The sequence below is a fragment of the Mesorhizobium sp. WSM4823 genome (assembly GCF_055811195.1).
The window spans coordinates 198,959-225,434 of record NZ_JBVVQL010000008.1; the positions used below are offsets into that span (position 1 = coordinate 198,959).

Annotated in this window: 19 protein-coding genes; 2 read left to right on the forward strand and 17 right to left on the reverse strand. The window is 61.3% G+C overall.

Going from position 1 to position 26,476, the window contains the following annotated elements:
• Nucleotides 1-9: 9 nt before the first annotated feature.
• From AC0L26_RS20955 to AC0L26_RS21010, 12 genes are all read right to left on the reverse strand, one after another.
• Nucleotides 10-852 (reverse strand): class I fructose-bisphosphate aldolase, encoded by an 843-nt coding sequence (locus AC0L26_RS20955; protein WP_473634296.1) that lies wholly within the window; start codon nucleotides 850-852, stop codon nucleotides 10-12.
• Nucleotides 825-2,561 carry a glycerol-3-phosphate dehydrogenase/oxidase gene (locus tag AC0L26_RS20960; RefSeq protein ID WP_473634297.1) on the reverse strand — a complete coding sequence of 579 codons (1,737 nt, stop codon included), beginning with the start codon at nucleotides 2,559-2,561 and terminating at the stop codon, nucleotides 825-827. Before AC0L26_RS20960 ends, AC0L26_RS20955 begins: the two co-directional genes overlap by 28 nt.
• Before the next feature lie 18 nt (nucleotides 2,562-2,579).
• Nucleotides 2,580-3,575, reverse strand: a complete 996-nt coding sequence (locus tag AC0L26_RS20965) for an aldo/keto reductase (RefSeq protein WP_473634298.1) — start codon at nucleotides 3,573-3,575, stop codon at nucleotides 2,580-2,582.
• On the reverse strand, nucleotides 3,572-4,552 hold the full coding sequence (locus AC0L26_RS20970) for a sugar-binding transcriptional regulator (protein ID WP_473634299.1): 981 nt from the start codon (nucleotides 4,550-4,552) through the stop codon (nucleotides 3,572-3,574). The genes AC0L26_RS20965 and AC0L26_RS20970 overlap by 4 nt, the downstream gene beginning before the upstream one ends.
• Before the next feature lie 29 nt (nucleotides 4,553-4,581).
• On the reverse strand, nucleotides 4,582-5,571 hold the full coding sequence (locus tag AC0L26_RS20975; protein ID WP_473634300.1) for an ABC transporter permease: 990 nt from the start codon (nucleotides 5,569-5,571) through the stop codon (nucleotides 4,582-4,584).
• Nucleotides 5,572-5,590: 19 nt separating this feature from the next.
• A complete protein-coding gene (locus AC0L26_RS20980; RefSeq protein WP_473634301.1) occupies nucleotides 5,591-7,132 on the reverse strand; it encodes a sugar ABC transporter ATP-binding protein in 1,542 nt (513 codons plus the stop codon).
• Between the two features lie 91 nt (nucleotides 7,133-7,223).
• Nucleotides 7,224-8,255: a substrate-binding domain-containing protein gene (locus AC0L26_RS20985; protein WP_473634302.1), complete on the reverse strand. Its 1,032-nt coding sequence runs from the start codon at nucleotides 8,253-8,255 to the stop codon at nucleotides 7,224-7,226.
• Between the two features lie 223 nt (nucleotides 8,256-8,478).
• Nucleotides 8,479-9,762: a glycosyltransferase gene (locus tag AC0L26_RS20990; RefSeq protein ID WP_473634303.1), complete on the reverse strand. Its 1,284-nt coding sequence runs from the start codon at nucleotides 9,760-9,762 to the stop codon at nucleotides 8,479-8,481.
• Nucleotides 9,763-10,130: 368 nt separating this feature from the next.
• The gene (locus AC0L26_RS20995) at nucleotides 10,131-11,750 is read right to left on the reverse strand and encodes an ABC transporter ATP-binding protein (RefSeq protein WP_473634304.1); all 1,620 of its coding nucleotides are present in this window, start codon (nucleotides 11,748-11,750) and stop codon (nucleotides 10,131-10,133) included.
• 1 nt (nucleotide 11,751) lies between these two features.
• Nucleotides 11,752-12,873, reverse strand: a complete 1,122-nt coding sequence (locus tag AC0L26_RS21000) for an ABC transporter permease (RefSeq protein ID WP_473634305.1) — start codon at nucleotides 12,871-12,873, stop codon at nucleotides 11,752-11,754.
• Nucleotides 12,866-13,789: an ABC transporter permease subunit gene (locus AC0L26_RS21005; RefSeq protein ID WP_473634306.1), complete on the reverse strand. Its 924-nt coding sequence runs from the start codon at nucleotides 13,787-13,789 to the stop codon at nucleotides 12,866-12,868. The genes AC0L26_RS21000 and AC0L26_RS21005 overlap by 8 nt, the downstream gene beginning before the upstream one ends.
• 179 nt (nucleotides 13,790-13,968) lie before the next feature.
• Nucleotides 13,969-15,561: a peptide ABC transporter substrate-binding protein gene (locus tag AC0L26_RS21010; protein ID WP_473634307.1), complete on the reverse strand. Its 1,593-nt coding sequence runs from the start codon at nucleotides 15,559-15,561 to the stop codon at nucleotides 13,969-13,971.
• Nucleotides 15,562-15,938: 377 nt separating this feature from the next.
• Here AC0L26_RS21010 and AC0L26_RS21015 point away from each other — a divergent pair, with 377 nt between their 5' ends.
• Both AC0L26_RS21015 and AC0L26_RS21020 read left to right on the forward strand, forming a co-directional pair.
• Nucleotides 15,939-16,418, forward strand: coding sequence for a TadE/TadG family type IV pilus assembly protein (locus tag AC0L26_RS21015; protein WP_473634308.1), 480 nt, complete (start codon nucleotides 15,939-15,941; stop codon nucleotides 16,416-16,418).
• Nucleotides 16,419-18,203 carry a pilus assembly protein TadG-related protein gene (locus tag AC0L26_RS21020; protein WP_473634309.1) on the forward strand — a complete coding sequence of 595 codons (1,785 nt, stop codon included), beginning with the start codon at nucleotides 16,419-16,421 and terminating at the stop codon, nucleotides 18,201-18,203.
• Nucleotides 18,204-18,219: 16 nt separating this feature from the next.
• On the opposite strand, the gene bglA is transcribed toward AC0L26_RS21020, so the two are convergent.
• From bglA to glgC, 5 genes are all read right to left on the reverse strand, one after another.
• A complete protein-coding gene (gene bglA / locus AC0L26_RS21025) occupies nucleotides 18,220-19,848 on the reverse strand; it encodes a beta-galactosidase BglA (RefSeq protein WP_473634310.1) in 1,629 nt (542 codons plus the stop codon).
• Nucleotides 19,841-21,850, reverse strand: coding sequence for a glycogen debranching protein GlgX (gene glgX, locus AC0L26_RS21030; RefSeq protein WP_473634311.1), 2,010 nt, complete (start codon nucleotides 21,848-21,850; stop codon nucleotides 19,841-19,843). Before glgX ends, bglA begins: the two co-directional genes overlap by 8 nt.
• A gap of 277 nt (nucleotides 21,851-22,127) precedes the next feature.
• Nucleotides 22,128-23,756, reverse strand: coding sequence for an alpha-D-glucose phosphate-specific phosphoglucomutase (locus AC0L26_RS21035; protein WP_473634312.1), 1,629 nt, complete (start codon nucleotides 23,754-23,756; stop codon nucleotides 22,128-22,130).
• A 3-nt stretch (nucleotides 23,757-23,759) separates the two neighbouring features.
• The gene (gene glgA / locus AC0L26_RS21040) at nucleotides 23,760-25,205 is read right to left on the reverse strand and encodes a glycogen synthase GlgA (RefSeq protein ID WP_473634313.1); all 1,446 of its coding nucleotides are present in this window, start codon (nucleotides 25,203-25,205) and stop codon (nucleotides 23,760-23,762) included.
• 3 nt (nucleotides 25,206-25,208) lie between these two features.
• The gene (gene glgC / locus AC0L26_RS21045) at nucleotides 25,209-26,474 is read right to left on the reverse strand and encodes a glucose-1-phosphate adenylyltransferase (protein ID WP_352936313.1); all 1,266 of its coding nucleotides are present in this window, start codon (nucleotides 26,472-26,474) and stop codon (nucleotides 25,209-25,211) included.
• Between the last annotated feature and the right edge of the window lie 2 nt (nucleotides 26,475-26,476).

The following is a 26,476-nucleotide window of genomic DNA, read 5'->3' on the forward strand; positions in this document are numbered from 1 at the left end:
CTGCCAAACTTATTCTTGTTGGTAGAGCTCCCAGGCTGCCGCGCCGTCCGCATTGTCATGGATGATCGCCATCAATCCTCTCACGACGGCGCGAGGGTTGGAATGCTGGTATATGTTGCGGCCATAGACCATGCCGGCCGCGCCCTGTGCCATCAGCGCCGCCGACTTGTCGAAGACAGCGCGCAAATCCTCCCTGCCCCCACCGCGCACAAGGACAGGGCAGCGTGCCGCCGCCACGACCCGGTGGAAGTCGTTCGGATCGGTGGTCGGGTCCGCCTTGATGATGTCGGCGCCCATCTCGCTTGCGAGCCGGGTCAGGGTGACGATCTTCTCGGGGTCGCCGTCGACCATATAGCCTCCGCGCTCCGAATTGGGCAGCATTGCCAGCGGCTCGATCATCAGCGGCAGGCCGTATTTCTCGCAGTCGGCGCGAACGCGGGCAATGTTGTGGACACATTGCCGGAATAGGTCCGGCTCATCGGGCAGCATGAAAAGATTGACGACCACGCAGGCCGCGTCCATTTCCAGCGCGCCGATCAGTGGCTCGGCTTCGTTCTGCAGGATCGCCCACATCGAGCGATGGCGGGTTTTGTTGTATGGATTGCCCATGTCTATACGCATGACCAATGCTGGCTTGTCCTTGCCAGGCAAGCACTGCAGCAGATCGGCCTGGCCATAATTCATCTGAATGGCGTCCGGTCCCGCGGCGACCAGCTGGGTGACGACGCCGGCCATATCTTCGAGCCCTTCCAGAAATGACGGCTCGTTGCACACGCCATGGTCGACTGCGACATCGAGACAGCGCGCTCCGCCGAACAACCGGTTCATGCGGACTTTCTTGTTGATGCGCATTCGGCGCTCCTTCCTTGGTCTTTTTGGGATAGCTGGTCGAGATCGACGCCGTGCCGGCGTTGCAACAGGGCAAGGAAATCGGTGCGCTCGAATGCCTTGCGCGCGGCGTCCCAGTTCTTTTCGACAGCGAGAATATCGAGAGCCACATCGAGAAGGTCGGTCGAGAGAGCACCGGTGATGGCGACTGTCGTGCGGCGCAGCAGCAGGTCCTCCAGCTTCTCGACATATTCATTGGCGATGAGATATTGAATCTCGCGGGCCGAGTAGTCGCTGCCGGGCAAGAGCTCGTCATGTCCCGCGGCCATATGGGCGGCGACGGCATCCGCCGCGGTACCGTAGCGCTTGAAAAGGCTGCGCATCCGGTCAAGCGACAGGCCGTGCACCCCTGCGCGTTCTGCGCACCATTTTGCCGGCGCAATGGGAAAATCCCGGCCGCCGCCGATCGGCATGTTTTCGGTGCCGACGACGCGCTGTCGGCGCAATCGCTCAAGCACGATATCCGCTGCCAGTTCGCCAAACGATCGGAAGGTTGTCCATTTCCCGCCGATCATACAGAGCGTCGGCGGTAGTGTACCGGCGCCCTCGACGAGTTCGCAGAAATGATCGCGGGGGATGCGCCCTGTAAAACTGTCTTGGCTTATCGGCAGCGGCCTCACCCCGGTGAACTGAAAGACGATGTCAGTATCGGCGATCTCGATCTCAGGAAACACGAAGGACAACGACTGCAGGATGTATTGCCGCTCGTCATCCACACAGCGCGCCTGGTCGGGATCATCGACACGGATATCCGTCGAGCCGACCAGCACGTTGCCGAGATAGGGGAACAGGATGCAGATCCGGCCGTCCTCGTTCTCGTAGTAGATCATGTGACCGTCGAGCGCGTCATGAAGCTCGCGATTGTCGACGATCAGATGTGAGCCTTTGGTGCCGCCCATAAGCTTCGGTGCAACGGCTCCGATCGCCGAATTGGTCAAGTCAATCCAGCCGCCTGTGGCGTTGACGACGAGCCGCGGCTTCACGGCCATCGTTTCGCCGGATAGTCCGTCGTTAAGCACCAGGCTGGCGTCGTCGAGCGACACGCGTGCATAGTTGAGCGCCCGGGCCGACGGCTTCTCCTTCATGGTATCGCGCAGCATCTCGGTACCCAGCCGCTCGGGGTGGCTGACCCAGGCATCATAATATGTCGCCGAATTGCGAATAGCAGGATTGATTGCAGGCCAGACCTTGAGCGTTTCAGCGCGGCTTCTGAATTTGTGCGTCGGGACGACACGCCGTGCGGCGGTGAAGAAGTCATACATCGCCAGGCCGGTCTTGATGACCAATGCGCCGCGCCGGCCCGGACGACGGCTTAGCCCAAGGAAGCGGACTGCGCCATTTGCCATGCCTGAGAACAGATCGAAGATAGGCACCGTGGTTGGCAGTGGCGCAACGTAGTGCGGCGCGTTCCTCAACAGCCGATCGCGTTCGAGAAGAGACTCGCGGACCAGCTTGAACTCGCCATTTTCAAGATAGCGCAAGCCGCCATGAACCATGCGCGAGAGGGCTGCGCTGGCGCCGGAACAATAATCGCCCTTTTCCGCGAGCAGCACATCGACGCCCTGCAAAGCGAGCTCGCGAAACACGCTGATGCCGTTGATGCCGCCGCCTATGACGAGCACGTCAACATTGGGGTTCTCGCGCAAGCCGGCGATCGTCTGGATGCGATTCATCTCGAGATGCGCTTTCGATCACGCATCTATCGCCACGAGATGCCCGGCCACCGCCGCATCGACGGCCGCCAGTTCCGCAGCGCTCAGCAAAATCTCCCCTGCCCTGGCGTTGTCGAGCGCCTGCTTGGCGTTTCGCGCTCCACACAATGCGAAGGTGATGCCGGGCTGCGCCAGCGTCCAGGCGATGACGATCTGCGCCATGGTCGCCTGGTGGATCTCCGCGACCGGGGTCAGGGCATGCTTCAAAGCCGCGACCTTGCGCCGGTTGGCCTGAGAGAAGCGCGGATTGTCTTTGCGCTGATCGTCGCCGCTGAACTCACGCGCCGGATCGATCGCGCCCGAAAGCAGGCCGAGCGCAAGCGACGAGTAACTGAGCGCAGCCACCTGATGCTGGCGCGCGATCGGCAGCAATGTCTGCTCAATCTCGCGATCCAGCATCGAATACCTTTCCTGGATCGCGTCGAGCTGGCCAGCTCCTACATACTGCTGCAGCTCGGCGGCGTTGAGATTGCTTGCGCCGATGGCGCGGATCTTGCCATCTGATTTGAGGCGTTCGAGCGCTCCCATTGTTTCGGCAATGGAGGTCGTCGGATCCTGCCAATGGGTGATGTAGAGATCGATATAGTCGGTGCCGAGCCGCCTCAGACTCTGCTCCACTTCATAAGCGATGCCGTCGGCGCCCAAATATCGGTTCACCGGCTTTCCGTCCTGATCGAAGAAGTGGTTGCCCTTTTTCGAATGCCAGTTCAGGCCACATTTGGTGGCGATGACCGCGCTGTCGCGCCGGCCCTTGATGGCCTTGCCGACGATCTCCTCGCTGCGGCCGAGACCGTAAGCCGGCGCGGTGTCGATCAGCGAGGCGCCGGCATCGATGGACGCCTGGATCGCAGCGATCGATTCTGCTTCATCGGTGCCACCCCACATCCAGCCGCCGATGGCCCAGGTGCCGAGCCCGACTGCCGACGTGACAACGCCGGACTTGCCGATCGAGCGGGTAATTTGTCGAGAATTCATGCTGCGTTTCCTTCGGCGAGCTCGAGGATTTTCAAGCCGGTGGCTTCGTCGGTGACGAGGGTATCTAGGTGAGAACCGCGCATGGCACTGAGGATCGGAACCACCTTGCTTGCGCCGCTTGCAACCCCGATCGACTGCGGAATGGTCGCGAATTCCTCGAGCGTCAGCGAAACGAGTGAGTGGTTGAGGCGGTAGTCGGCGAGCTTGCCGCTGCCGTCTATGAGATGGGCGAGCAGCTCGCCCGCCGCGCCCGAGCGCTCGATGGCCAGCCGGTCGGCGCTCGAGGACGGGTGCAAATCGTAGTAGCTCGAATCGTCGGTCAGGATGGAGCCGATGCCGACAACCGCAAGCGTTGCCTCCCGCGCCTTGCCGAAGACGTCCGAAACGGCCCGGACGCCCATCAACATGTCGCGTTGGGCCGGGCTGTCGGCAAACAACGGCGCGTGAATCTGAAAGGCGCGCCCGCCGAGCTTGTCGGCCATCAGCGACGCGACATGATTGACGTCGGTGTAATGCTTGCCCTGGACCAGGCCGGTCGCGGGAATAACCTCGACGTCGTAGCTGCGGTTCGGCTTGAGACCGGCGACGACGGCACTCACCCCCTTGCCTCCCGTTATGGAAATCGTATCGCCGTCCTTGATCGTCTCGAGCACCAGCCTGGCCGCAGCCTCGCCGACGCGCTGGAGCGCGGTCTGCGGATTGTCCGAAACGGAAGGGACGACGACGGCCCTTTGGATGCCGCCTATCGCGACAAGTCGCGTCTCGATGTCGACCAGCTGCTCGACCGGCGACTTGATCTTGATCTCGACCAGCCCGAGTTGATGACCGCGTTTGATCAGCCGGTTGACGGTCGCATGCGAGATGCCGAGCTCCTTTGCGATTTCAGCCTGCGTCTTGGCTTCCATGTAATGAAGCACAAGCGCCTGGTACATCTGGCGGACGATCGTGATGTCGTCCCGCGGATTGCTTGGTGACATGATTGGATGCTCAACTCTCGCGCTGCGGCTCAGGATTTCCTGCGATGCAGGAAATGGTCGATCGATACTGCCGCGAGCAGGATGCATCCCTTGATCATGTCCTGCCAATACACGGAAACGTCGAGCAGGATCAGCGAACTTGTGACGACGGAGAGCAGCGCCATGCCCAGTATGGCGCCGAAGATGGTGCCTGAGCCGCCATTGAGCGATGCCCCGCCGATCACGGCCGCGGCGATGATGTTGAGCTCCATGCCAGCGCCGAAGGTCGGGGTCGCAGCGCCAAAGCGCGACATATAGATGACGCCGGCAAAACCCGCGAGGGTCGAGCAGAGGACCGTGACCCAGAATTTGACATGCTTGGTCTTGATGCCCGAAAATTGGGCCGCCTTCTCGTTGCTGCCGGTATAGAAGACCTTGCGGAACGCGGTAGCGCGCCGAAGCAGGAAATCGAAGATCGCCACGACCACGACAAAGATGACGATGACATAAGGCAAATTGCCGAAGCTGCCCTGGCCGATCGCCTTGAACCCGGGCGGCAGGGTGAACAGCGACAGCGGGGTTCCCTTGGTGATGACAAGGCAAAGGCCGCGCACGATCACCATCGCCGCCAGCGAGGTGATGAAGTGATTGAGCCCGATGACGGTCACAAAGAAGCCCATCACCGCGCCGATCAGCGCGCTGGCGGCTATGCCGATAAGGCTAGCGGTCCACGGGTCCAGTCCCATCAGGAAGAGAGCGCCTGAGACAACCATGGAGAAGCAGACCACCGACCCGACGGAAAGGTCGATGCCGCCGACTATGAGGAGTATCGTCATGCCGACCACGACGATGCCTTCAATGGAAAAGCTCATCAGCATCGCCCGGAAATTTCCCCAGGTCAGGAAGTGCGGCGAGGCAAATGTCATGGCGATGCACAGCGCCAGCATGATTGCGATCAGCCCGGCCTCGCGCATTGACCCCAGACGCAGCCAGTTGCGCCCGCCAAGCCTCGGGGCGCTCGCCTTGATTTCAGCGTCCATGAGGGTTCCTCCGGTCTGTCTAAGCGACATTCTGAGCCTGCCTTGCGTTTGATCGTTGCTGCGGGACACTCGAAGCCAGCAGCATGATTGCCTCTTCGGTCAATTCGTCCGCTCCTAATTCGCCGGCGATGGCCCCTTCGTGCACGACAAGCACCCGGTCGCTGAGCCCGATCAGTTCCGGAAGCTCGGATGAAATCACGATGACGCCGACGCCCCGCTCGGCAAGATCGCGAAGCAGGCGATGAATTTCCACTTTGGCGCCGACATCGACCCCGCGTGTCGGCTCGTCCAGGATGACCACCTTGGGGCTAACCGAAAGAAGCCTGGCAATGGCCACTTTCTGCTGATTGCCACCACTGAGCGTCGACACCTGTGTGTCGATGCCGCCCATGCGCACACCGTGGCGCTCCACCAGGTCGGTGGCTTGCTTTGCCTCGGCGCGGCGATCGAGCAGCCCAAGGGGTGTGGTCAGCTTCCTAAGGTCCAGCGCGGAGATGTTAGACGCAATCGACAGGTCCAGGAACAGGCCAGACGCCTTGCGGTCCTCGGAGAGGTAGACCAGGCCCGCGCGCACCGCATCGCTGTAGGTGCTGATGCTGATCGGCTCGCCATTGAGTTCGACCGATCCCGACACTTTCGGGCGCAAGCCACAAACGGTCTGAACCATCTCGCTGCGGCCAGCGCCGATCAAACCGCCGATGCCAAGAATTTCGCCGGCCCGGAGCGCGAAGCTGACGCCGCCCGAACCCTCTCGATAGGAGAGGTTCCGGACCGACAGCACAGGACGATCGCTGCGCTGTTCAGGCGAGAGCTTCTGCGGATAGAGCTGCGTGATTTCGCGCCCGACCATCTTGCGCACGACATCATTGGGAGTGACGGAAGCGATCAAATCAGTCGCCACATATCTGCCGTCACGAAAGACTGTGACGCGGTCGCACAGGCTGAAGATCTCGGCCATACGGTGGCTGATGTAGATGATTGAAATTCCGCGCGCCTTGAGATCGCGGATGATTGCGAAAAGGCGCCGCGCCTCGGTCTCGGTCAGGGCGGCTGTCGGCTCGTCGAGCATCAGCACCCGGCATTCGAGTGTCAACGCCTTGGCGATTTCCACAAGTTGCTGGTTGGAAATCGAAAGCTCGGCGACCGGCGTCTCGACCGGGATCGGCGCCAGCAGGTCCATTATCTTCTGAGCATCGGCGTAGAGTTGTCGAAAATTCATCAGCGGCGCGCGCCGGTTGTTGATGGCCGCCATGAGAATATTCTCGGCGACCGTGGCATCCTGGCACAGCGCGATTTCCTGATGGACGAGACCTATACCAAGCCGCTGCGCGGCCGATGGCGATGCGATGGTGACGTCCTTGCCGTCGAGCCGAATGGTGCCTTCGTCGGGTTGCACAATGCCGGCAATGATATTCATCAGCGTGGACTTGCCCGCGCCATTCTCGCCGCACAGCGCGTGAATTTCGCCCCCCTGCAGCGTGAAATCGACCCCGGTCAGCGCTTTGATGGCGCCAAAGGATTTCGAGATGTCGCGGATTTCAAGAATGGCGGCGGCAGTCACTCCGTCCCCCTGCAGCGTTGGTATTGACGATAATGGCCCGGTCGACGGGACGCCAGCGCGCCCCGTCCGGTTCGAGCATTTCCGAAGAGCTTTATTCTTCGATGCCCTTGGTGCCGCGGCGCTTGAGGTAGGCATCCCAATAGAAATCATCGGCATTTTCCGCGGTGACGATGGAAAAGCCGTTGTCGACGAAAGGCACGCCCATGCCATTGAATCCGGACCGCCGGGCGTCGTTCATCGGATCGATCAGCTCAGGATGCTTGGCCAGCCATAGCAGCATGAATCCCATGTAGCCCTGCATGCCCTGGTTCGGGTTGACCGAGCCAAAGATTTCGCCCGCCTTGATCATATCGAGGATCTTGGCGTTGACGTCGGCCAGCATAACTCGGATCTTGCCGCCGCCCTCCTTCGCGGCCTGCGCCGCACCGATTGCCGAGTTGGCTTCCGGCATGAACACTGCGCCCAGTTCGGGATGCGCCTGGGCGAGGCTGAGTACGGCTTGATAGGCTTTCGTCGCATCCTGGTTCGACGCCGCGCGGCCGACGAGCTTCATCTCAGGCCATTTGGCTTCCATGCGGGCAATGAAAGCGGCGATGCGCTTGTCGTGATTATCCTGTCCGGGATTTTCGAGGACCGCATATTCACCCTTGCCGTCCATCGCCTTGGCAACCGCATCGGCGGCATAGGTGCCTTCGGCGACGTTGTCGGAGGTGATATAGGACACTCGTTTGGAGTTGGGCGAATCTGCGGCGAAGGTGACTACCGCCGTTCCCTGGTCGATAGCCCGATTGATTGGCTCGATGAATGGGTCGGAGTTCATCGGATGCACCAGGATACCAGCCGGCTTCTGAGCCAGCGCCTGGTCGAATGTCGCTATCTGCTTGTTCACGTCGTATTCCGGCGTTCCGGTGTATTCCGTCTCGCAACCGAACTGCTGTCCGGCTTGCTTGAACATCTCGTAGACCGGGAACCAATATTCGACGCCGGACACCATGACGTTCATGACGTATTTTTCACCCGGCTCGCATTTGAACGGGTTAGCGGCCTGGGCCGCGTTGTGGCTTGCCCCCAACACAGTGGTGGCTGCTGCCGAAATGGCGAGCATGCTCAAAAATTTGCGCAAGAATCCTCCCTCGGCCGAAGCCTGGTCAATGGGCGGTCGGACACTTCCATGCCGCCGCTTGTGGTTGCTGACACCGAACCTCCTCCCGAGGCCCAGCGGTCGATCATTGGCAGGGGTTTGCTTAACTGTCAATAAAATTCATAATCTGAAATATATTTCATGCCACTTAATGCACCCGGCCGACCGAGACAACAACGCTTTGCCAACGCAGCGTGCACAGCCGTCACTTTGCCGAGTCACTGCGCGTCGCGACCGCGTCCTTGACGGCATTGGCAAGGTTGGCGAGGATTCTCCATTCCTGCTTGAGACCTTCGAGCGTCGCCTCAAACGAACGCGTGCGAGTAGCTCGGGCACCGGCAAGGCTCGCGACAGCATGCGAATAGAGATCGACGGTCTGGCGCGCGGTCGAAGATCGTGCATAGGAGGCCGCAGTCAGTCTGGCTTCTTCTTGCAATGCTGCTCGGTTCGGCGGAGTGAGCGCGCGGACTCTGGCGAGAGCTTCGGAGAATTGACCTGGGGATGCATCGGCTGACAGGAGATAGCCGTTCTTTCCGTTGCGTACCACTTCACGAGCCCCAGGTTCATCAAGCCCGACTACCGGAACGCCGGTCGCCATCGCCTCGACGAGCACAAGGCCCTGGGTTTCGGAACGCGACGGGAAGGCGAAGACGTCCATCGCGGCATAGACGTCGGCCAGATCGGCGCCTTCGACCATACCTAGCAGATGACATCTGTCCTGAAGACCCGCCTCTTCCAGCATTCGGCGCATTTCGGACGCCGACGCACCGTCGCCAGCGACAACAAAATGCGCGCGCTCATGTTGCGAAAGAAAGAAGCAAACTGCTTCGGTGAGGTAAGTCAGGTTCTTCTCCGGCGCCAGCCGGCCCACATGCCCGACGATGAAATCGGTTTCCACTATTCCCAGCCGGCTCCGCAATCTCAGCCGATCTCCATCGGCAAACCTGGCTAGGTCAATCCCTGTCGGGATTGTGCTGATCGGTTTGGTGACGTCGTGATGGCGCAAGAGGTCGGCAATGCTCTGGGTTGGAGCGATGATATGGTCGCATAGATCACAGTAGCCGGCCGCCAGGCTGAGCACGAGCCGTTGGAGAACCGGCGCATCCTGCGCAACGTAGTGGCCGTAGAGTTCGTAGCGGGTGTGATAGGTAAATATCGTCGGCAGTGCTCGCGACGCCGCGATGCGAAGAGCGGTGTCGCCGAGAAGAAACGGGTGATGCGAATGGACGATATCCGGTTCGAAGCCGTTCAATGTCTTTTCGAGCGAGCGGGCGAACGGGATCGGCACCGAAAAATCGCTCCCGTTAAAATTCTGGATCGCAGGGACGCGAAGGATGTTGCTTTCCGATCGAGCTGCTTCCGCATAGTCCGGCGCGACGATCAGGACTGCATGCCCCAACTCACGAAGCATTTCCGACAACGATGCAACGCTGTGTGCAACGCCGCCGACATGGGGGACGAATGTGTTGGTAAACATCACAATGTTCATGCAGGGCCTGTCGAGTACCGCGCCTATCGATGGAAGGGGCGGCCTTCAAGCAATCGCCGCATCCAGCTTGTCGAGCCGGCGACGACCAGGCGGCACGCTCGGTAGCTGGCGCTCGGGCCAAGCCTTGACCTTACCCTCAAGGGTTACCCTACCACCCTGAACGTTAACGCGGATAGTCTGAGCTTCCGTTTCTGCCTCGCGCTTCAGCACTGCCGCGCGTCTCTTGATATCGGCAACTGAGGGACGTGCCTTTCGATCGGAGAACATACCCAGGCTTCCGACGCGACTTGGCTCAACCGACAGCTCGTCGCGCGCGAGCTCGTTTGCTTCCGAAACACCTTATCCGCTGCAGCCCGCGATCGGCGGCGCTAGGCGCTCAAGCGAAACCGCGTGACGTCGATCGCCGCGGCCATCAGCGTTTGCGTGTATGCAGCCTGCGGATTGCTGAAGATGGCCTCGGTCGGTCCTTCCTCGACGATCTTGCCCTGCTTCATGACGATGATGTAGTCGGCCATGGCACGCACGACAGCGAGATCGTGGCTGATGAATAGGTAGGACAGTTCATGGTCGGCCTGCAGCTTGCGCAGCAGCTCGACGATCTGCTTCTGGACGGAGCGGTCGAGCGCCGACGTCGGCTCGTCGAGGACAACCACCTTGGGCTTGAGGATCATCGCGCGCGCGATGGCGATGCGCTGGCGCTGACCGCCGGAGAATTCGTGCGGGTAGCGATTGCGCGCATTCGGATCGAGCCCGACTTCGCGCAATGCCTCGACCGCGCGCAGATCGCGTTGCTTGCCAGACAGGGTCGGCTCATGCACCAGGAGCCCTTCGGTAATGACCTGGCCGACGGTCATGCGCGGCGACAGCGAACCGAACGGGTCCTGGAAGACGAGCTGCAATTCACGACGCAGCGGCCGCATCGCCTGACGGTCGGCGTTGGAAATATCGCGATCGCCGAAGCGAATGAGGCCATCGCTTGGCAGGAGCCGCAGCAAGGCCCGGCCAAGCGTCGATTTTCCCGAACCGGATTCGCCGACGATGCCGATGGTCTGGTTTCGTTTCAGCCGGATCGAAATGTGATCGACCGCGCGCAGGATCAGCGGTTCTCCGGCAAGAAACCCGCCGCCGATCCTGAATGTCACCTCGACATTCCTGCCTTCGAGCAGGACGGGCGCATTTGGCGGTGGCGGCGCCTTGGTGCCGGTTGGCTCGGCGGCCAACAGCATTTTGGTATAGGCATGCTGCGGGTTGACGAAGATCGCCTCGGCGTTGCCCTCCTCTACGACTTCGCCGTAGCGCATGACATAGACGCGGTCGGCGAAGCGCCGGACGATGCCGAGATCGTGGGTGATGAAGACGATCGCCATGCCGAGCTTGCGCTGCAGTTCGGCGAGCAGCATGAGGATCTGCGCCTGGATGGTCACGTCAAGCGCCGTCGTCGGTTCGTCGGCGATCAGGATATCGGGATCGTTGGCCAGCGCCATGGCGATCATCACCCGCTGCCGCTGGCCGCCCGACATTTCATGTGGGTAGGATTTCATCCGCCGTTCGGGATCGGGAATATGGACCAGCCGCAACAGCTTGAGCGCTTCTTCGCGCGCGTCGGCCGCATTCAAGCCGCGATGCCGGCGGATCGGTTCGATCAGCTGGTTGCCGATCGAATAGAGCGGATCGAGCGAGGTCATCGGCTCCTGGAAGATCATGCTGATCTTGCGGCCGCGAACCTCGTTCAATTCGGATTTGCTCAGCGTCAAAAGGTTGCGGCCGCGGTAGTCGACAGCGCCTGATGCCTCGCCGTTCGAGGCCAGCAGGCTCATCGCCGCCATCATGGTCTGGCTCTTGCCGGATCCGGATTCGCCGACAACGGCAACGGTTTCGCCTGCATTGACGTGGATGTTGATGCCCTTGACGGCCTCGACCGCGCCGTCGAGCGTGCGGAAGCGGACGCGAAGGTCCTTGACGCTGAGGATCGTTTCGGAAGCAGCCATCTTAGCGGTCCTTGGGGTCGAGCGCGTCGCGCAGGCCGTCACCGACGAAGTTCAACGCAAACAATGTCGAGACGAGGAAAAAGGCCGGGAACAGGAGCAACCAGTTGGCGGTGCCGATGTTCTGGGCGCCGACCGAGATCAGCACGCCCCAACTGGTCATCGGCTCCTGAACGCCGAGGCCGAGGAACGACAGGAAGCTTTCCAGGATGATGACCTGCGGCACCAGCAGCGTCATGTAGATCACCACCGGCCCAAGCAGGTTGGGTATGACATGGCGGATCAGGATGCCGCGCTGGCCGACGCCCAGGGCTTCGGCCGCCTGGACATATTCCTGACGCCGGATCGAGAGCGCCTGGCCACGCACGATGCGCGCCATGTCGAGCCACAGCACGGCGCCCACCGCCAGGAACATCAGCACGAAGTTGCGACCGAAGAATACCACCAGCATGATGACGAAGAAGATGAAAGGCAGCGAATAGAGCACGTCGACGATGCGCATCATAACCTCGTCGACCTTGCCGCCGGCAAAACCGGCGGTGGCGCCGTAGAGCACGCCGATCACCACCGCCACTACGCCGGCAAGCAGGCCAATGGCCAGCGAGATGCGTCCCGCCATCAGCGTTCGCGACAGGAGATCGCGGCCGGTGTTGTCGGTACCGAACACGAAATATTGCTGCTTGACCGAGGCGCTCATCGTCACTTCGAGGCCGTCCGACGATTTGCTCTCGATCTGCGTGCCGTCAAACGCATCGGAACGGTCGAGATAGCGGATGTTGCGGTCGTCGATCGGCCTGGTCGATTTGACGGTGACGAAGACCTTGTTGCCTTCCTGCCGCCACTCCTTGATGTCGACTCGCATGCGCTTGATCGCTTCGTCGAGCGCGGTCTCGATCATGTCGGCTTTCGGATATGGCGAAAAGCTCGGCGGCGTGCGCACATAGTCGGCGTAGATGGTGGTGTATTGATGCGGCACGAACCAGGGGCCGAAAATGCTGATGGCCGCGACGAAAGCAAGATAGTAGAGGCTGAACATGGCGGCGCGATTGGCCTTGAGGCGCGCCCAGGCATCGCCCCAGAGCGAACGACCGACGACGGCCGGAGCGGTGACGGCGATGTCAGTCATAGCGCACCCTCGGATCGACGACGGCATACATGAGATCGACGATCAGATTGAAGATGATGGTGAAGAGAGCGATCACCACCACCGTTCCCATCACCAGCGTGTAGTCGCGGTTGAGCGCGGCTACGACAAAATGGCGGCCGATGCCTGGAATGGAGAAGATCGTCTCGACGATGATCGAGCCGGTGAGCAGTGCTGCCGCAGCCGGACCGGTGAAGGAGACGATCGGCAGGATGGCGCCGCGCAGAGCATGCTTCACCACCACCGACCAGTCGGACAGGCCGAGCGCGCGGGCCGTGCGGATATGGTTTGAACGCAGCGATTCGATCATGGAGCCGCGCATCAGGCGGGCGACGATCGCGATCTGCGGCAGAGCGAGCGTCAGCACTGGGCCAATCTTGTTGATCAGCGCGCCATCTCCCCAGCCGCCGATCGGCAAAAGCTTCCAAGTCAATCCGAACAAGAGCTGAATCACCGGGGCAGTGACGAAGGTCGGGATGGTGCTGCCTGCCGTCGCCAGCGCGATCACCGAATAGTCGGCAAGCTTGTTCTGATTGAGCGCGGCAACGGTGCCGAGCATGCTACCGAGCAGCAGCGCCAGAATGAGGGCCGAAGCGCCGAGCTGGACCGAGATCGGAAGGCCCTCTTTGAACAATTCGCCGACGGTGAAGTCCGGCATATTGTAGCTGGGACCGAAATTGCCACGCAACAAATTGCCGAGGTAGTGGACATATTGCAGCCAGAGCGGGTCGTTGAGACCGAACTGAGCCTCAAGATTGGCCCTGATCTCGGGGCTGAGCCCCCGCTCCTGGTTGAACGGGCCGCCCGGCGCGACGCGTATCAGGAAGAACGCCGCGGTCACGATGACCAGCAGCGTCGGGATGGCGGTCAGAAGCCGCCGGAATACATAACGCAGCATCGGCGCCCCGCTTCGGCCAGAGCGACACGCGTCCATGCGGACGCATAACCACGCTCCAGCGCCTTCAAATCTTCGCATCGTGTGTGCCGAAAATCGACCACGACTTTCGGACCGTGCGACGACCGACCGGCCCGCCGTGCTCCCGGAGAGGAGCGCGGCGGTCCAGCCAAGGATGATTGTCAGTCCTTGGAGATGAAGCGGGACGGATGGATGTCCATCACATTGTCGTCGAAGCCATGCAGTTTCGAGGAGACGATGTCGTGAAAGCTGTAGTAGAGGAGCGGGATGTTTCCGACCTCATCGACGAGGATGCGCTCGGCCTTGGCGAGTTCCTTCATGCGCTCTTCGGGCTTGCCGCCGGCGGCCGCCGCCTTGTCCATAGCCTCCTCGTATTTCGGGCTATTGTAGATCGAATAGTTGTTGCCGCTGGCCTTGCGCGAGATGCCGAGGAACGTTTCCGGATCTTTGTAGTCGGCGATCCAGGCGGCGCGCGCCACGTCGTAGTCGCCCTTCTGTTCGAGGAAGGAATAGTGGGTCTTGGTGTCGGTGTTGAGCAGCGTGACTTCGACGCCGAGCGGCTTCAACTGTTCCTGAATGGCCACCGCAGTGTTCTTGTGGTTTTCCGAGGTGTTGTAGCGGATCTCCATCTTCAACGGCTTCTCGGGCGTATAGCCGAGCTTCTCCAGCACCTTCTTGGCCTCGTCCTCACGGTCGATTTGCGACATGTCGGCGTATTTGGCCAGTGCCGGCGTGTAGCCCTCGATGCCCGGAGGCACCATCGAATAGCCTGGGAGCATCGAGTTCTGCCAGACTTTTTCGGCCAGGAAGTCACGATCGATCGCCATGGAGATGGCGTTACGCAGCTCGACATTGTCCCACGGCGCCTTGTCCGTCTTGATCGCATAATAGTAGGTGCCGAGATATGGCCCGACACGGATCTGGTCGCCGAATTTGGTCTTGAGATCTGCAAGCTGTTCGGTCGGCAGGTCACCGTAACTGTCGAGTTCGCCGGCCTCAAAGCGCTTCATCGCCGACGAGCGGTCCTCGGTCGGGATGTAGTTGACTGCGTCTATCTTGACCGTAGCGGCGTCCCAGAATTTCGGATTCTTGACCATTTTGAGATGGTCGTTGGGAACCCATTCGGCAAGCGTGTAGGCGCCGTTGGACACCAGGTTGCCCGGCTTGATCCAATCGGCGCCGAGCTTTTCGATAGACGCCTTGTTAACCGGATAGGTCGCCTGATGGGTCAGCATCTCCAGGAAGTAAGGCGTTGGCGCCTTGAGCGTGACTTCGAGGGTATTTGCGTCGATCGCCTTGACGCCCATATCCTCCGGCTTGCCCTTCTTGGTGTTGACTTCCTCGGCGTTCTTCACGGGATAGAGCATGGAAGCGTATTCGGCAGCGGTGGCCGGATCTTCCAGCCGACGGAACGAATAGACGAAGTCGTCCGCCGTCACCGGGCTGCCATCTGACCAGAGGCCGTCCTTGCGCAGCTTGAAGGTGTAGACAGTGCCGTCGTCGGATACAGTCCAGCTTTCGGCGGCGCCCGGAATGAGGTTCGTCTTCTGGTCATGCATGACGAGGCCCTGGAACAGGTCGCGTATGATATCGGCTTCGTAGACCGTCGAGGTCTTGTGCGGATCGAGTGTCTCCGCTTCGGCGGCGGATCCGCGGTTATAGACGGTCTCGGCGAAAGCCGGCGTGTAGAACGTGCCGGCGGCCAAGGCCATGGTTGTGGCGAATACCGTCGCCTTCAGCATATTTTTCAGCATGAAGTTCTCCCTGTCGAGACGGCCCTACAGCTACGCCTCTTGAGTGTTGACGCCCCGAAACCGATCAGATGGCCCCTTTGAGCGCGCCGCCGGTTCCCTTTCCGGCGACTGGTGGGCAAACAGTAACGTGGAGATTTTTTATTTCAACAGACTCTAGGGGTCACCCAAAGTAAGCCGCGCCGACAGCCACTTCGCGGCCGACAGAACAGCAATTGAAACTGCGGGCTTGGTTTGCATTTTTTTTCACTACAGGGTTTTCGGTCCAGGCGAAAAAACCTGGCGTCGATTCCACTTTGCCGAAATGTCTTAAGCCGCCTTTAAGCAACCATGGGTTATATTCCTCGATGGGCTCCGGTATGTCTCGACGGACGAAGGACATGGACAGTACAAGAAATAAGAAAACCTCTATAAAGTGGTGTAAAATACACCAGTTAACACTCAAACCACGCCAATTTAGAGACCAATCCGGAACTTCCGCGATCGAATTTGCGCTGCTTTCGCCTATTTTTATCTTGCTGTTACTCGGTATGGTTGCATATGGTATTTATTTTGGTGCAAGCAATTCAGTGCAGCAGATCGCCGCGGACGCCGCTCGCACGGCAATTGCCGGCCTGAACGAAACCGAGCGCCAGGCGCTGGTGACGAGTTTCGTCAACAACAATGCCGGTGGATATCCTTTCGTCGATTCCGGCAAGCTGACCTATCAGGCAAAGGACAGCACGGCCGACGGTAATCAGTTCGTGGTGTCGGTCCAATACGATGCCCGCAACCTGCCGATCTGGAACCTATTCCCGGCGCTGCCCATGCCTGGAACCACAATCTCGCGCAACTCGACCATACGGGTCGGAGGCATCTGAATGTCGGACACTTTGCTGTGGAGGATCGGCCGGAGCGCCCGCTCAATGCTCGGCGACCTGAAGGCGAACTTCACCGTCATGACGGCGCTGTGCGCACCGTTTGGGCTGGCGCTGGCTGCGTTCGCCATCGATGAAGGTTCCATCTATGTGGAGCGCCGGGAGGCGCAGGCAATGACCGATCTGGCGGCAATCACAGCCGCCTCCAACATCAACAACATAGAGGCAGCGGTGGTGGCTGCACTCGGTGACAACGGGATGCCGGGTATCGTCGTCCAGAAGGCAGGACAGACGATCGCTCCTGCCCTCGGAAAAACCGTCGTGTCGGTCACCGCCGGCCGATATTCACCAGCATCGTCGCTCGGCGTCGACAAGCGCTTCGAGGCCGGCAAGACGCCCTACAATGCGGCCCGTGTCACGCTGAAGAAGATACCTGCCCGCTATTTCGCAAGTTCGCTTATCGCGACTCCGGTCATCGGCACCCAAGCCATTGCCAGCGTGGCGCCGCAGGCAATGTTCTCGATCGGATCCAGGCTTCTCAGCGTCAATGGCGGCATCCTCAACGCTCTTCTCAGCAAGTTCCTGGGCGGCAACATCGCGCTCAGCGTCATGGACTACAACGCTCTGATCGCTGCCGACGTCAACCTGCTTTCGTTCTTCGATGCCCTTGCCGTTGAGATGCAACTGACAGGTGTCAGCTATTCGGAGGTGCTGGCTTCGAAAGCGACGGTGGGCCAGATAGCGACCGCCATGGCTAATGTTTCACCCGTTGGCAGCACCAGCAAGCTTGCTTTGCAGACAATCGCGTCAAGGACCACCAGCACGGTCAAAATACCGCTCAATCACCTTGTCGACCTTGGATCAATGGGCCAATTGGGGCTCGGGCAAAAGTCGGCTGGTTTCTCGGTCGACGCTAGCGCCATGGGCATTTTGACCACCGCCGCTGCACTGGCCAACGGCTCGAAGCAGGTCGAGCTCAATCTCGGAGCCACCATTCCGGGGCTTCTCTCCACCACGCTTGCCATTGCCATCGGCGAACCTGCGCAATTCTCGCCGTGGCTGACAATCGGCGAGAAGGGCGCCGTGGTGCGTACGGCGCAGACGCGGGTCAAGCTGGTGGCGTCCGTCGGCGGCGCCAACGCGAACCTCGGTGGCGGCATCAGCCTCCTATCCGTCAAACTGCCGCTGCATGTCGAGGTGGCCTCTGCCGAAGCCAAGCTGACCGACATCAGTTGCCCAACTGGGCGCCCCGACAGTTTGAAGGTTACTATAGCCGCGCGGCCGGGCCTAGCATCGCTGCACCTTGGCGCCAGCGATGCCGACAACAGTCCCTCCGCCTTCGCCGATTTCAGCAACCCACAGTCGTTTCAAAATGCCGAAATCGCGCAGGTCAGCGTGAAGCTTCTGTTTCTCACCCTGAGTCTGCTCGGCGTGAATGGCTCTGCGGCCTTTGAGATCGCCAACACCGAGCCGACGATACTGACCTTCAACAGCACCGAAATCGCAAACAAGACGATAAAGACAGCTTCCACGAAAAACCTGACGCAATCCCTCACCACATCGCTGGTCAACAATTTGTCGCTTTCGGTCAGTGCGCTGGGCCTCGGGCTTGATGTAACCGCCCTGCTTGGAACGGTGAAGCCCGCGGTTGTGGCGCTGCTGAACGGTGTGACTGCGCCTGTCGACGAGTTGGTTTATAACGTGCTTGCGGCACTGGGCGTGCGCGTCGGTGAGGCCGATGTCCGGGTCTTGGGTGCGACTTGCGGGCGCTCCGTGCTCGTTCAATGATGGCCAAGTAGAGAGATCAGCCGGCTCGTCCCAGGAAGCAGCCCAAGGGCGGCAGCGACAGGATCTTATCCTGCAAGACGGCAGCAGTGCCGCCATGATCGACTGTCTCTGCAACATCTACATCCGGCGGCAACGGCCAGTTGGCCGGCTCGACGGCGAAATTGAAGACGCAGAGCAGCTTCTCGCCGCCGCCTTCGCGAATGAAGGCAAGCACATCACCCTCTGCATCGAGAAACCGGATCGAGCCCTGCACCAAGGCCACATGCTGCCTGCGCAAGGCGAGCATCGCCCGGTAGCTGGCTAGAACCGACTTCTCGTCGCCGTTCTGGACGTCAACCGCACAGGCGCGATGGCTATCCGGCACCGGAAGCCACGGCCTGCCGGTGGAAAAACCGGCATTGTCGGCACCTTTCTCCCAGACCATCGGCGTGCGGCATCCATCCCTGCCCTTGACGCCCGGCCAAAAGCGGATGCCCACGGGATCGCGCAGATCCGCGAACGCCAGTTCGGCCTCCTCCAGTCCAAGCTCTTCGCCCTGATACAGGCAGATCGATCCGCGCAGACAGGACAGCAGCGCGATCGAGAATTTCGCCACCGCCTTCAGATCGCCGCCGGGTTTTGTCCAGCGGGTCACGTGGCGAACGACGTCGTGGTTGGAAAACGCCCAGCAGACCCAGCCGTCGGAAACCGCATTCTCGAAGCCCTCAACGCATCCACGCACATGCGCCGCCGAGAATTGCGGACCGAGCAGGTCGAATGTGTAGCACATGTCGAGCTTGTCGCCGCCGGCGGTGTAAGCGGCGAGCGTCTGCAACGAACGGGTCTCGTCGCCGACTTCGCCGACGGCGGCGCGGCTCTTATATTCGTCGAGCAGCGCCCGAAAACGCTTGAGGAAAGCGAGGTTTTCGGGCTGCGTCTTGTCGAACAGATGCTCCTGATAAAGATAGGGATTGGTTTCGGCGTTGGTGCCGGCAACGCTCGACGCCAGGGGCGGATTGCTGCGCAGCCAGCGGTCATGGACATAGTAGTTGACCGTATCCAGCCGAAACCCGTCGACGCCGCGTTCCAGCCAGAACCGCACCGTATCCAGAAGCGCATCCTGCACCTCGAGACTGTGGAAATTCAGGTCCGGCTGCGAGGCGAGGAAATTGTGCATGTAATATTGCCTGCGGGTCGCGTCCCACTCCCAGGCAGGTCCGCCGAAGATCGACAGCCAGTTGTTGGGCGCGGTGCCGTCGGGCCTCGGATCGGCCCAGACGTACCAATCCGCCCGCGGGTTGTCGCGGCTCGCGCGGCTTTCGACGAACCATTCGTGCCGGTCGGACGAGTGCGACAGGACCTGATCGATGATGATTTTCAGGCCGAGACGGTGCGCCTCGACGACCACCGCGTCGAAATCCTCCAATGTGCCGAACATCGGATCGACGGCTGTATAGTCGGACACGTCGTAGCCCATATCGGCCATCGGCGACTTGAAAAAGGGCGACAGCCAGACGGCGTCGACGCCAAGCGATGCGACATGAGCCAGCCTTGAGGCAATGCCACTGAGATCGCCACTGCCGTCTCCCGTCGTGTCCTGGAAGGAGCGCGGATAGATCTGGTAGATGACGCAGCCGCGCCACCACTCGGCATTGCCGTCAACCATTATGGTTCTCCTCAGCGTTAGCCGGCCCGGCCTTGCGCTCGATCATGAAAATGACCGTTCGCCCCGGCACCGGCCGCGAGATGCCCGGCGCATCGGCGGCGGCCGGGCTCCAGAAGAAGCCCTGGCGCCGCGGCAGCGTGTACATGCATTTGCGCCGATCGCCATTGACAACGACGGCAAGACGGCGATCTTCGTCGCCAATGCCGCCGAGCATCATGACAAGGCGGTGCCGCTCCTGATCGTGCCAGTCCGTCTCGTCGAGCGGCGCGCCCGTTTCGGTCAGCCAAGCAACGTCTGATATTTCCGACCCGGCAAGCGGTTGTCCGGTCAGGAAAAGCGTGTCGGAAAGCGCCGGCACGGAACGACGAATCGCTGCGAACAGAACGGTGCGTTTTTCCAGCGCCTGATCGCGCCCGGCCCAGTCGAGCCAGGTGATCTCGTTGTCCTGCGCATAGGCGTTGTTGTTGCCCTTCTGGGTGCGGCCGAATTCGTCGCCGGCGGTCAGCATGATCGTGCCGCGCGAGGCAAACAGCGTGGCCAGCAGCGCACACTGGTCATCGAAACGGGCCGTAACGATCCCCTGGTCGCGGGTCTCACCCTCGACGCCATTGTTCCATGACAGGTTGTCGTCGTGGCCATCGCGGTTCTGCTCGCCATTGGCCTCATTGTGCTTGTGCTGGTAGGCAACAATGTCGGCCAGCGCCATGCCGTCATGCGCGGCGATGAAGTTGACGCTGCGGCTCGTCTGCTGGCCTGCCTTGGCAAAAATGTCGGACGAGCCGGCAAGCCGGGTCGCCAGTGCGCCGACCATGCCGCGATCGCCGCGCCAGAACCGGCGGATGTCGTCGCGATATCTGTCGTTCCACTCGAGGAAGGGCGTCGGGAAATTGCCCAGCTGATAACCGTCCGGCCCGATATCCCAGGGCTCTGCGATCAGCACCCGGTCGCCAAGAACCGGGTCGTCCCGGACAGTTCTAAGCAACGGCGCTGCGGCGTCGAACGACCCGCCGACCCGGCCCAGAATGGGCGCCAGATCGAAGCGGAAACCATCGACACCGGCATGGCGGACAAAATGACGAAGCGTGTCGAGAACCATTTCCTGGACGACTGGGTGATCGCAAGCGACCGTATTGCCGGTGCCAGTGTCGTTGACCAAGCTGCCGTCCGGCCAATGCCGGTAGTAGATGGGGCTGTCGAGGCCGCGCAGCGACAGCGTCGGCCCAAACCTGTCGCTTTCGCCGGTGTGGTTGAAGACCAGGTCGAGGATGACACCGATGCCGGCGTCGCGCAGCGTGGCAACCGTCTGTCGCAATTCCGCCAGACCGCCGGGCGCGAGGCGCGGGTCGAGCGCCATGAAGGTCACGGGGTTATAACCCCAGGCGTTGCGCAGCCCGAACGGCGGCAGATGTCGTTCGTCGATCGACGCCGTCACCGGCATCAGCTCGACCGCCCCGACTCCTATTTTTTTCAAATGCTCGACGATGGCCGGATAGGCAAGGGCTGCAATCGTCCCGCGCTGGTGCCTGGGGATATCCGGATGAAGCATGGTGAAGGCGCGCACCGGCACTTCGTAGACCAATCCACCGGACCGGAACAATGGCGGCAAAGCAGCCAGCGGCTCTGGCAACAAGCCGGCAATTGCCTTCGGCATCAGCGGAGCGGTGTCGGCGCCCTCGCCCCGACGCGCGGCGAGCCTGCCATCATGGCCATAGGGCCTGTCGATCTCGACAGCATAGGGGTCAACCAGCAGCTTGTCGGGATCGAACCAGAGCCCTTGCTCGGGCGCATAGTCGCCATCGGCGCGAAAGCCATATCGAGTGCCGGCAGTGAGGCCGGCGACGAAGTGCGCGTGAACGCCCTCGCCTTCCGGCCGGAGTTCAAGCCGGTCGACTTCGCGGTTTCCTTCATTGTCGAAGATCGAGACCCAGAGCTTGCTGGCCGATGACGACCAGGCGGCGAAGCGGATGCCTTCGTGGGTAACGGTAGTGCCGAGCGAGGTCACGTGCGCCAACCTCGTGGTAGACCATTGCAAACGTTCGGGATTGACCGAGGCCTCCCCAACTTCGTCATCCCTGGGCGGAGCAGGAGCGAAACTCCGTCGCGAAGACCCTGGGATCCATGCCGCAACCCTAGCCGAAGCGTGCGGCGGAGTAGAATTCTGCGCCGCGGCGGCGCTCTGAAGTCACGGCATGGATACCGAGGGCTGCGCTGCGTCGCTTCGCTCCTTACTCCGCCCCAGGATGACGAAGCGATGGGTGTTTTGGCCAATCTCCAAGGTCTCAAGTAATCACGCTCGGCTTGGCGCGGCCTGTATGGCTGCGAATCCCGGCGATATCTTCGGCCGCCGCAATCAGATCGGCAAGCGCCTCCTGCGTATCGAGATCATGTCTCGACTTGTCCGGCTCGTAGCGCTCGATATAGACGCGCAGCGTCGCCCCCGAGGTGCCGGTGCCGGATAGCCGGAAGATGACGCGCGATCCGCCTTCGAACAGCACCCTGATCCCTTGGTTTTCGGCTATCGAGCCGTCGACCGGATCATGGTAGGCGAAATCATCGGCGCTGGCGATTTTCATGCCGCGCACGCTGGTGCCGGGCAGTGAGCCAAGCTTGGCGCGCAATTCGTCAATCAACGCGTTGGCGCGGTCGGTCTCGACCTCCTCATAGTCGTGGCGGGAATAGTAATTGCGGCCATAGGCTGCCCAGTGCTCGGTGACGATCTGCTTGGCGCTTTCGCCGCGGGCAGCAAGGATATTGAGCCATAAAAGCACGGCCCACAGCCCGTCCTTTTCGCGGACATGGTTGGAGCCGGTTCCGGCACTCTCCTCGCCGCAGATCGTCGCCATGCCGGCGTCGAGCAGATTGCCGAAGAATTTCCAGCCGGTCGGTGTTTCATAGATGCCGATGCCGAGCTTTTCAGCGACGCGGTCGGCCGCACCGCTGGTTGGCATCGAGCGGGCTATGCCTTTCAGGCCGGCCTTATAGCCCGGCACCAGATGGGCGTTGGCGGCGAGCATGGCCACCGAATCCGACGGAGTGACGAAAATGCCCTTGCCGATGATCAGGTTGCGGTCGCCGTCGCCGTCGGAAGCGGCACCGAAATCCGGCGCATCCGGTCCCATCATCTCGTCATAGAGATGCTTGGCGTGGACCAGATTGGGATCGGGATGGTGGCCGCCGAAATCCGGCAGGGGAATGAAGTTACGGGCGGTGCCCTTCGGCGCGCCGAGACGGTTTTCCAGGATCTCCTTGGCATAGGGACCGGTCACGGCATGCATGGCATCGAAACGCATACGGAAACCCGATTTGAACAACGCGCGCACGGCATCGAAATCGAACAGGCTTTCCATCAACTCGGCATAGTCGGCGACCGGGTCGATCACCTCGACCGTCATGCCACCCGCCTCGACCGTGCCGATCGTGTCGATATCGACGGCTCCGATATCGACGATCTTGAAGCTCGAAATCGCCTTGGTCTTTGCGAAGATCGCGTCGGTCAGCTTTTCCGGCGCCGGGCCGCCATTGCCGGCATTGTATTTGATGCCGAAATCCTCGTGCGGGCCGCCCGGATTGTGGCTGGCCGACAGGATGATGCCGCCGAAGGTCTTGTATTTGCGGATGACGTTGGAGGCTGCCGGGGTCGACAGAATGCCACCCTGCCCGACCATCACCTTGCCGAAGCCGTTTGCCGCCGCCATGGCGATGGCCTTCTGGATGACCTCGCGGTTGTAAAAGCGGCCGTCGCCGCCGATCACCAGGGTCTTGCCTTCGAATCCATCCAGAGCATCGAAGATCGACTGGATGAAGTTTTCGGCATAGTGCTCCTGCTGGAACACCGGCACTTTCTTACGCAGCCCGGAGGTGCCGGGCTTCTGGTCGAGATAGGGTTTGGTGGCGATGGTTTGTATCATGCGTCAGACAGCCCTTTTCGAAAGCAGCAAGCGATAGAGTTCAACATATTTTTCCGCGCTTTTGTCCCACGACACATCGGCCTTCATGCCTTGCCGCTGCATCGACGTCCAGACGGTGGGGTTGGCGTGCGCTTCGACCAGCCGGCGGATGGCGTGCAGCAAGGCGCCGGCATCGGCGGGTGCGAACTGGAAGCCGGTCGCCACACCGGCCGAGACGGCCGCTTCATTGGCGTCGATGACCGTGTCGGCGAGGCCGCCGGTGCGGGCGACGACCGGCACGCAGCCGTAGCGCAGGCCATAAAGCTGCGTCAGTCCGCAAGGCTCGAAGCGCGACGGGATGATTATGGCATCACAGCCGCCCTGCATAGTGTGGGAAAGGCCCTCGTCGTAACCGATGACGACGCCAATGCGACCGCGGTGGCGGGCCGCGGCAGCCAGAAGCGCACCTTCGAGGCCGGCGTCGCCGGACCCCAAGACCGCCAGGCGCGCACCCCTGGCAACGATCCCGTCAACGACGGCCGCCAAAATATCCATTCCCTTCTGCCAGGTGAGCCGGCTGATGATACAGACGATCGGACTGTCGTCGCGATCGAGGTCGAAACGATCCTCGACTGCGGTCCGGTTGGGGTGCCGTGCCTTCAAAGTCTTGGCCGTATAATTGGAGACCAGATGCTTGTCGGTGGCCGGGTCCCATATCTCGGTATCGATGCCGTTGACGATGCCATAGAGATCGACAGACCGCATGTTGACGAGGCCATCGAGGCCCATGCCGAATTCCGGCGAGCGGATCTCCTGCGCATAGGTCGGGCTGACGGTGGTGATGGCCCAGGCGGCTTGCAGGCCGGCCTTCAGGAAACCCACGCCGCCATAGTATTCGACGCCGTCGAGAGCCATGGCCGACGCCGGCAAGCCAAGCTCGCCAAAGATACCAGCGCCGAACCGGCCCTGGAAGGCGAGGTTGTGGACGGTAATCATAGACGGCGTGCCGACGGCCTTGCCGTAGCGCATATAGGCCAGCGTCATGGCCGACTGCCAGTCATGGGCGTGGACAATGTCGGGCTGGTAGCCCGAGATGGCGCCGCCGGCGATGTCGCCGCCAACCTGGCTCAGGGCCGCGAAACGCCGCCAATTGTCCGGCCAGTCGGCGCCGTTGGCGTTGCCATAGGGGCCGCCGGGACGATCGAACAGATGCGGCGCGTCGAGCACGAACAGGTCGAGTCCGTCGATCTGGACGGAATGGACCGAAGCCTTGCCGCCCTGCAGCAGCGGATAGTGGTGAACGGCCTTCTTTTTCTTGAAGGCGTCCATCACCTGGGGATAGCCGGGAATAAGCGTGCGCATCGCCACACCCTTGCCGGCGAGCGCCCCTGGCAACGCGCCTGTTACGTCGGCAAGCCCGCCAGTCTTGATCAGAGGGAATATTTCGGGCGTGACCGACAGAACCTGCATCCACTACAATCCCAGTTTGTCGATCATGACCTGCGTGACGAGGCAGATGCCCTTTTCGGAAACGCGGAAGCGCTTGGCGTCGAGAACGGGATCCTCGCCGACCACGAGCCCCTCCGGTATTCTTACGCCATGATCGATGACCACGCGCTTCAATCTTGCGTTGCGGCCGACATGGCAGTCGGGCAGCATGACGACTTCCTCGAGCGTCGAATAGGAATTGATGCGCGCGCCCGTGAAGATCAGGCTTCGCTTCAGCGAAGCGCCTGAGACGATGCAATCGCCCGAGACGAGCGACGACACCGCCGAGCCGCGGCGGCCATCCTCGTCATGCACGAACTTTGCCGGCGGCTTCAGCTCGGCATAGGTCCAGATCGGCCAGTCGCGGTCGTAGAGGTCGAGCTCCGGCGTGATGTCGGTCAGGTCGATATTGGCTTCCCAATAGGCGTCGACGGTTCCGACGTCGCGCCAGTAGGCCTCGTTCTCGGCGGTCGAGCGTACGCAGGATTTGGCGAAGCGATGGGCGATCGCCTTCCCGTGCTCGACGACATACGGGATGATATCCTTGCCGAAGTCGCGGCTTGAGCCCGGTTCGGCCGCGTCGCGGCGCAATTGCTCCATCAGGAACTTGGTCTTGAACACGTAGATGCCCATCGAGGCCAGGGCGAAGTCCGGTTTGTCGGGAATGCCGGGCGGGTCGGCGGGTTTCTCGATGAAGGAGATGATTGTGTCCTTGGCATCGACATGCATGACACCGAAGCCGGTCGCCTCCATGCGCGGCACTTCGAGGCAGCCGACGGTGACATCGGCACCGGCGTCGACATGCTGGCGGAGCATCAGCTCATAGTCCATCTTGTAGACGTGGTCGCCGGCCAGGATGACCATATATTCGGGCCCGTAGGCCTCGATGATGTCGATGTTCTGATAGACGGCGTCGGCCGTGCCTTCATACCACTGTGTTTCCGATACGCGCTGGCTGGCCGGCAGGATATCGAAGCTCTCGTTGCGCTCGGGGCGCAGGAAGTTCCAGCCGCGCTGCAGGTGGCGGATCAGCGAATGCGCCTTGTATTGGGTGGCGACGCCGAGGCGGCGGATGCCCGAATTGAGCGCATTGGAGAGCGCGAAATCGATGATGCGCGTCTTGCCGCCAAAATAGACCGCCGGCTTGGCGCGCCGGTCGGTCAACTCCCTGAGCCGGCTGCCACGCCCGCCGGCCAACACATAGGCCATTGCATCGCGCGCCAGCGGCTGGGTTCGTTTTATCTCTGCCATTT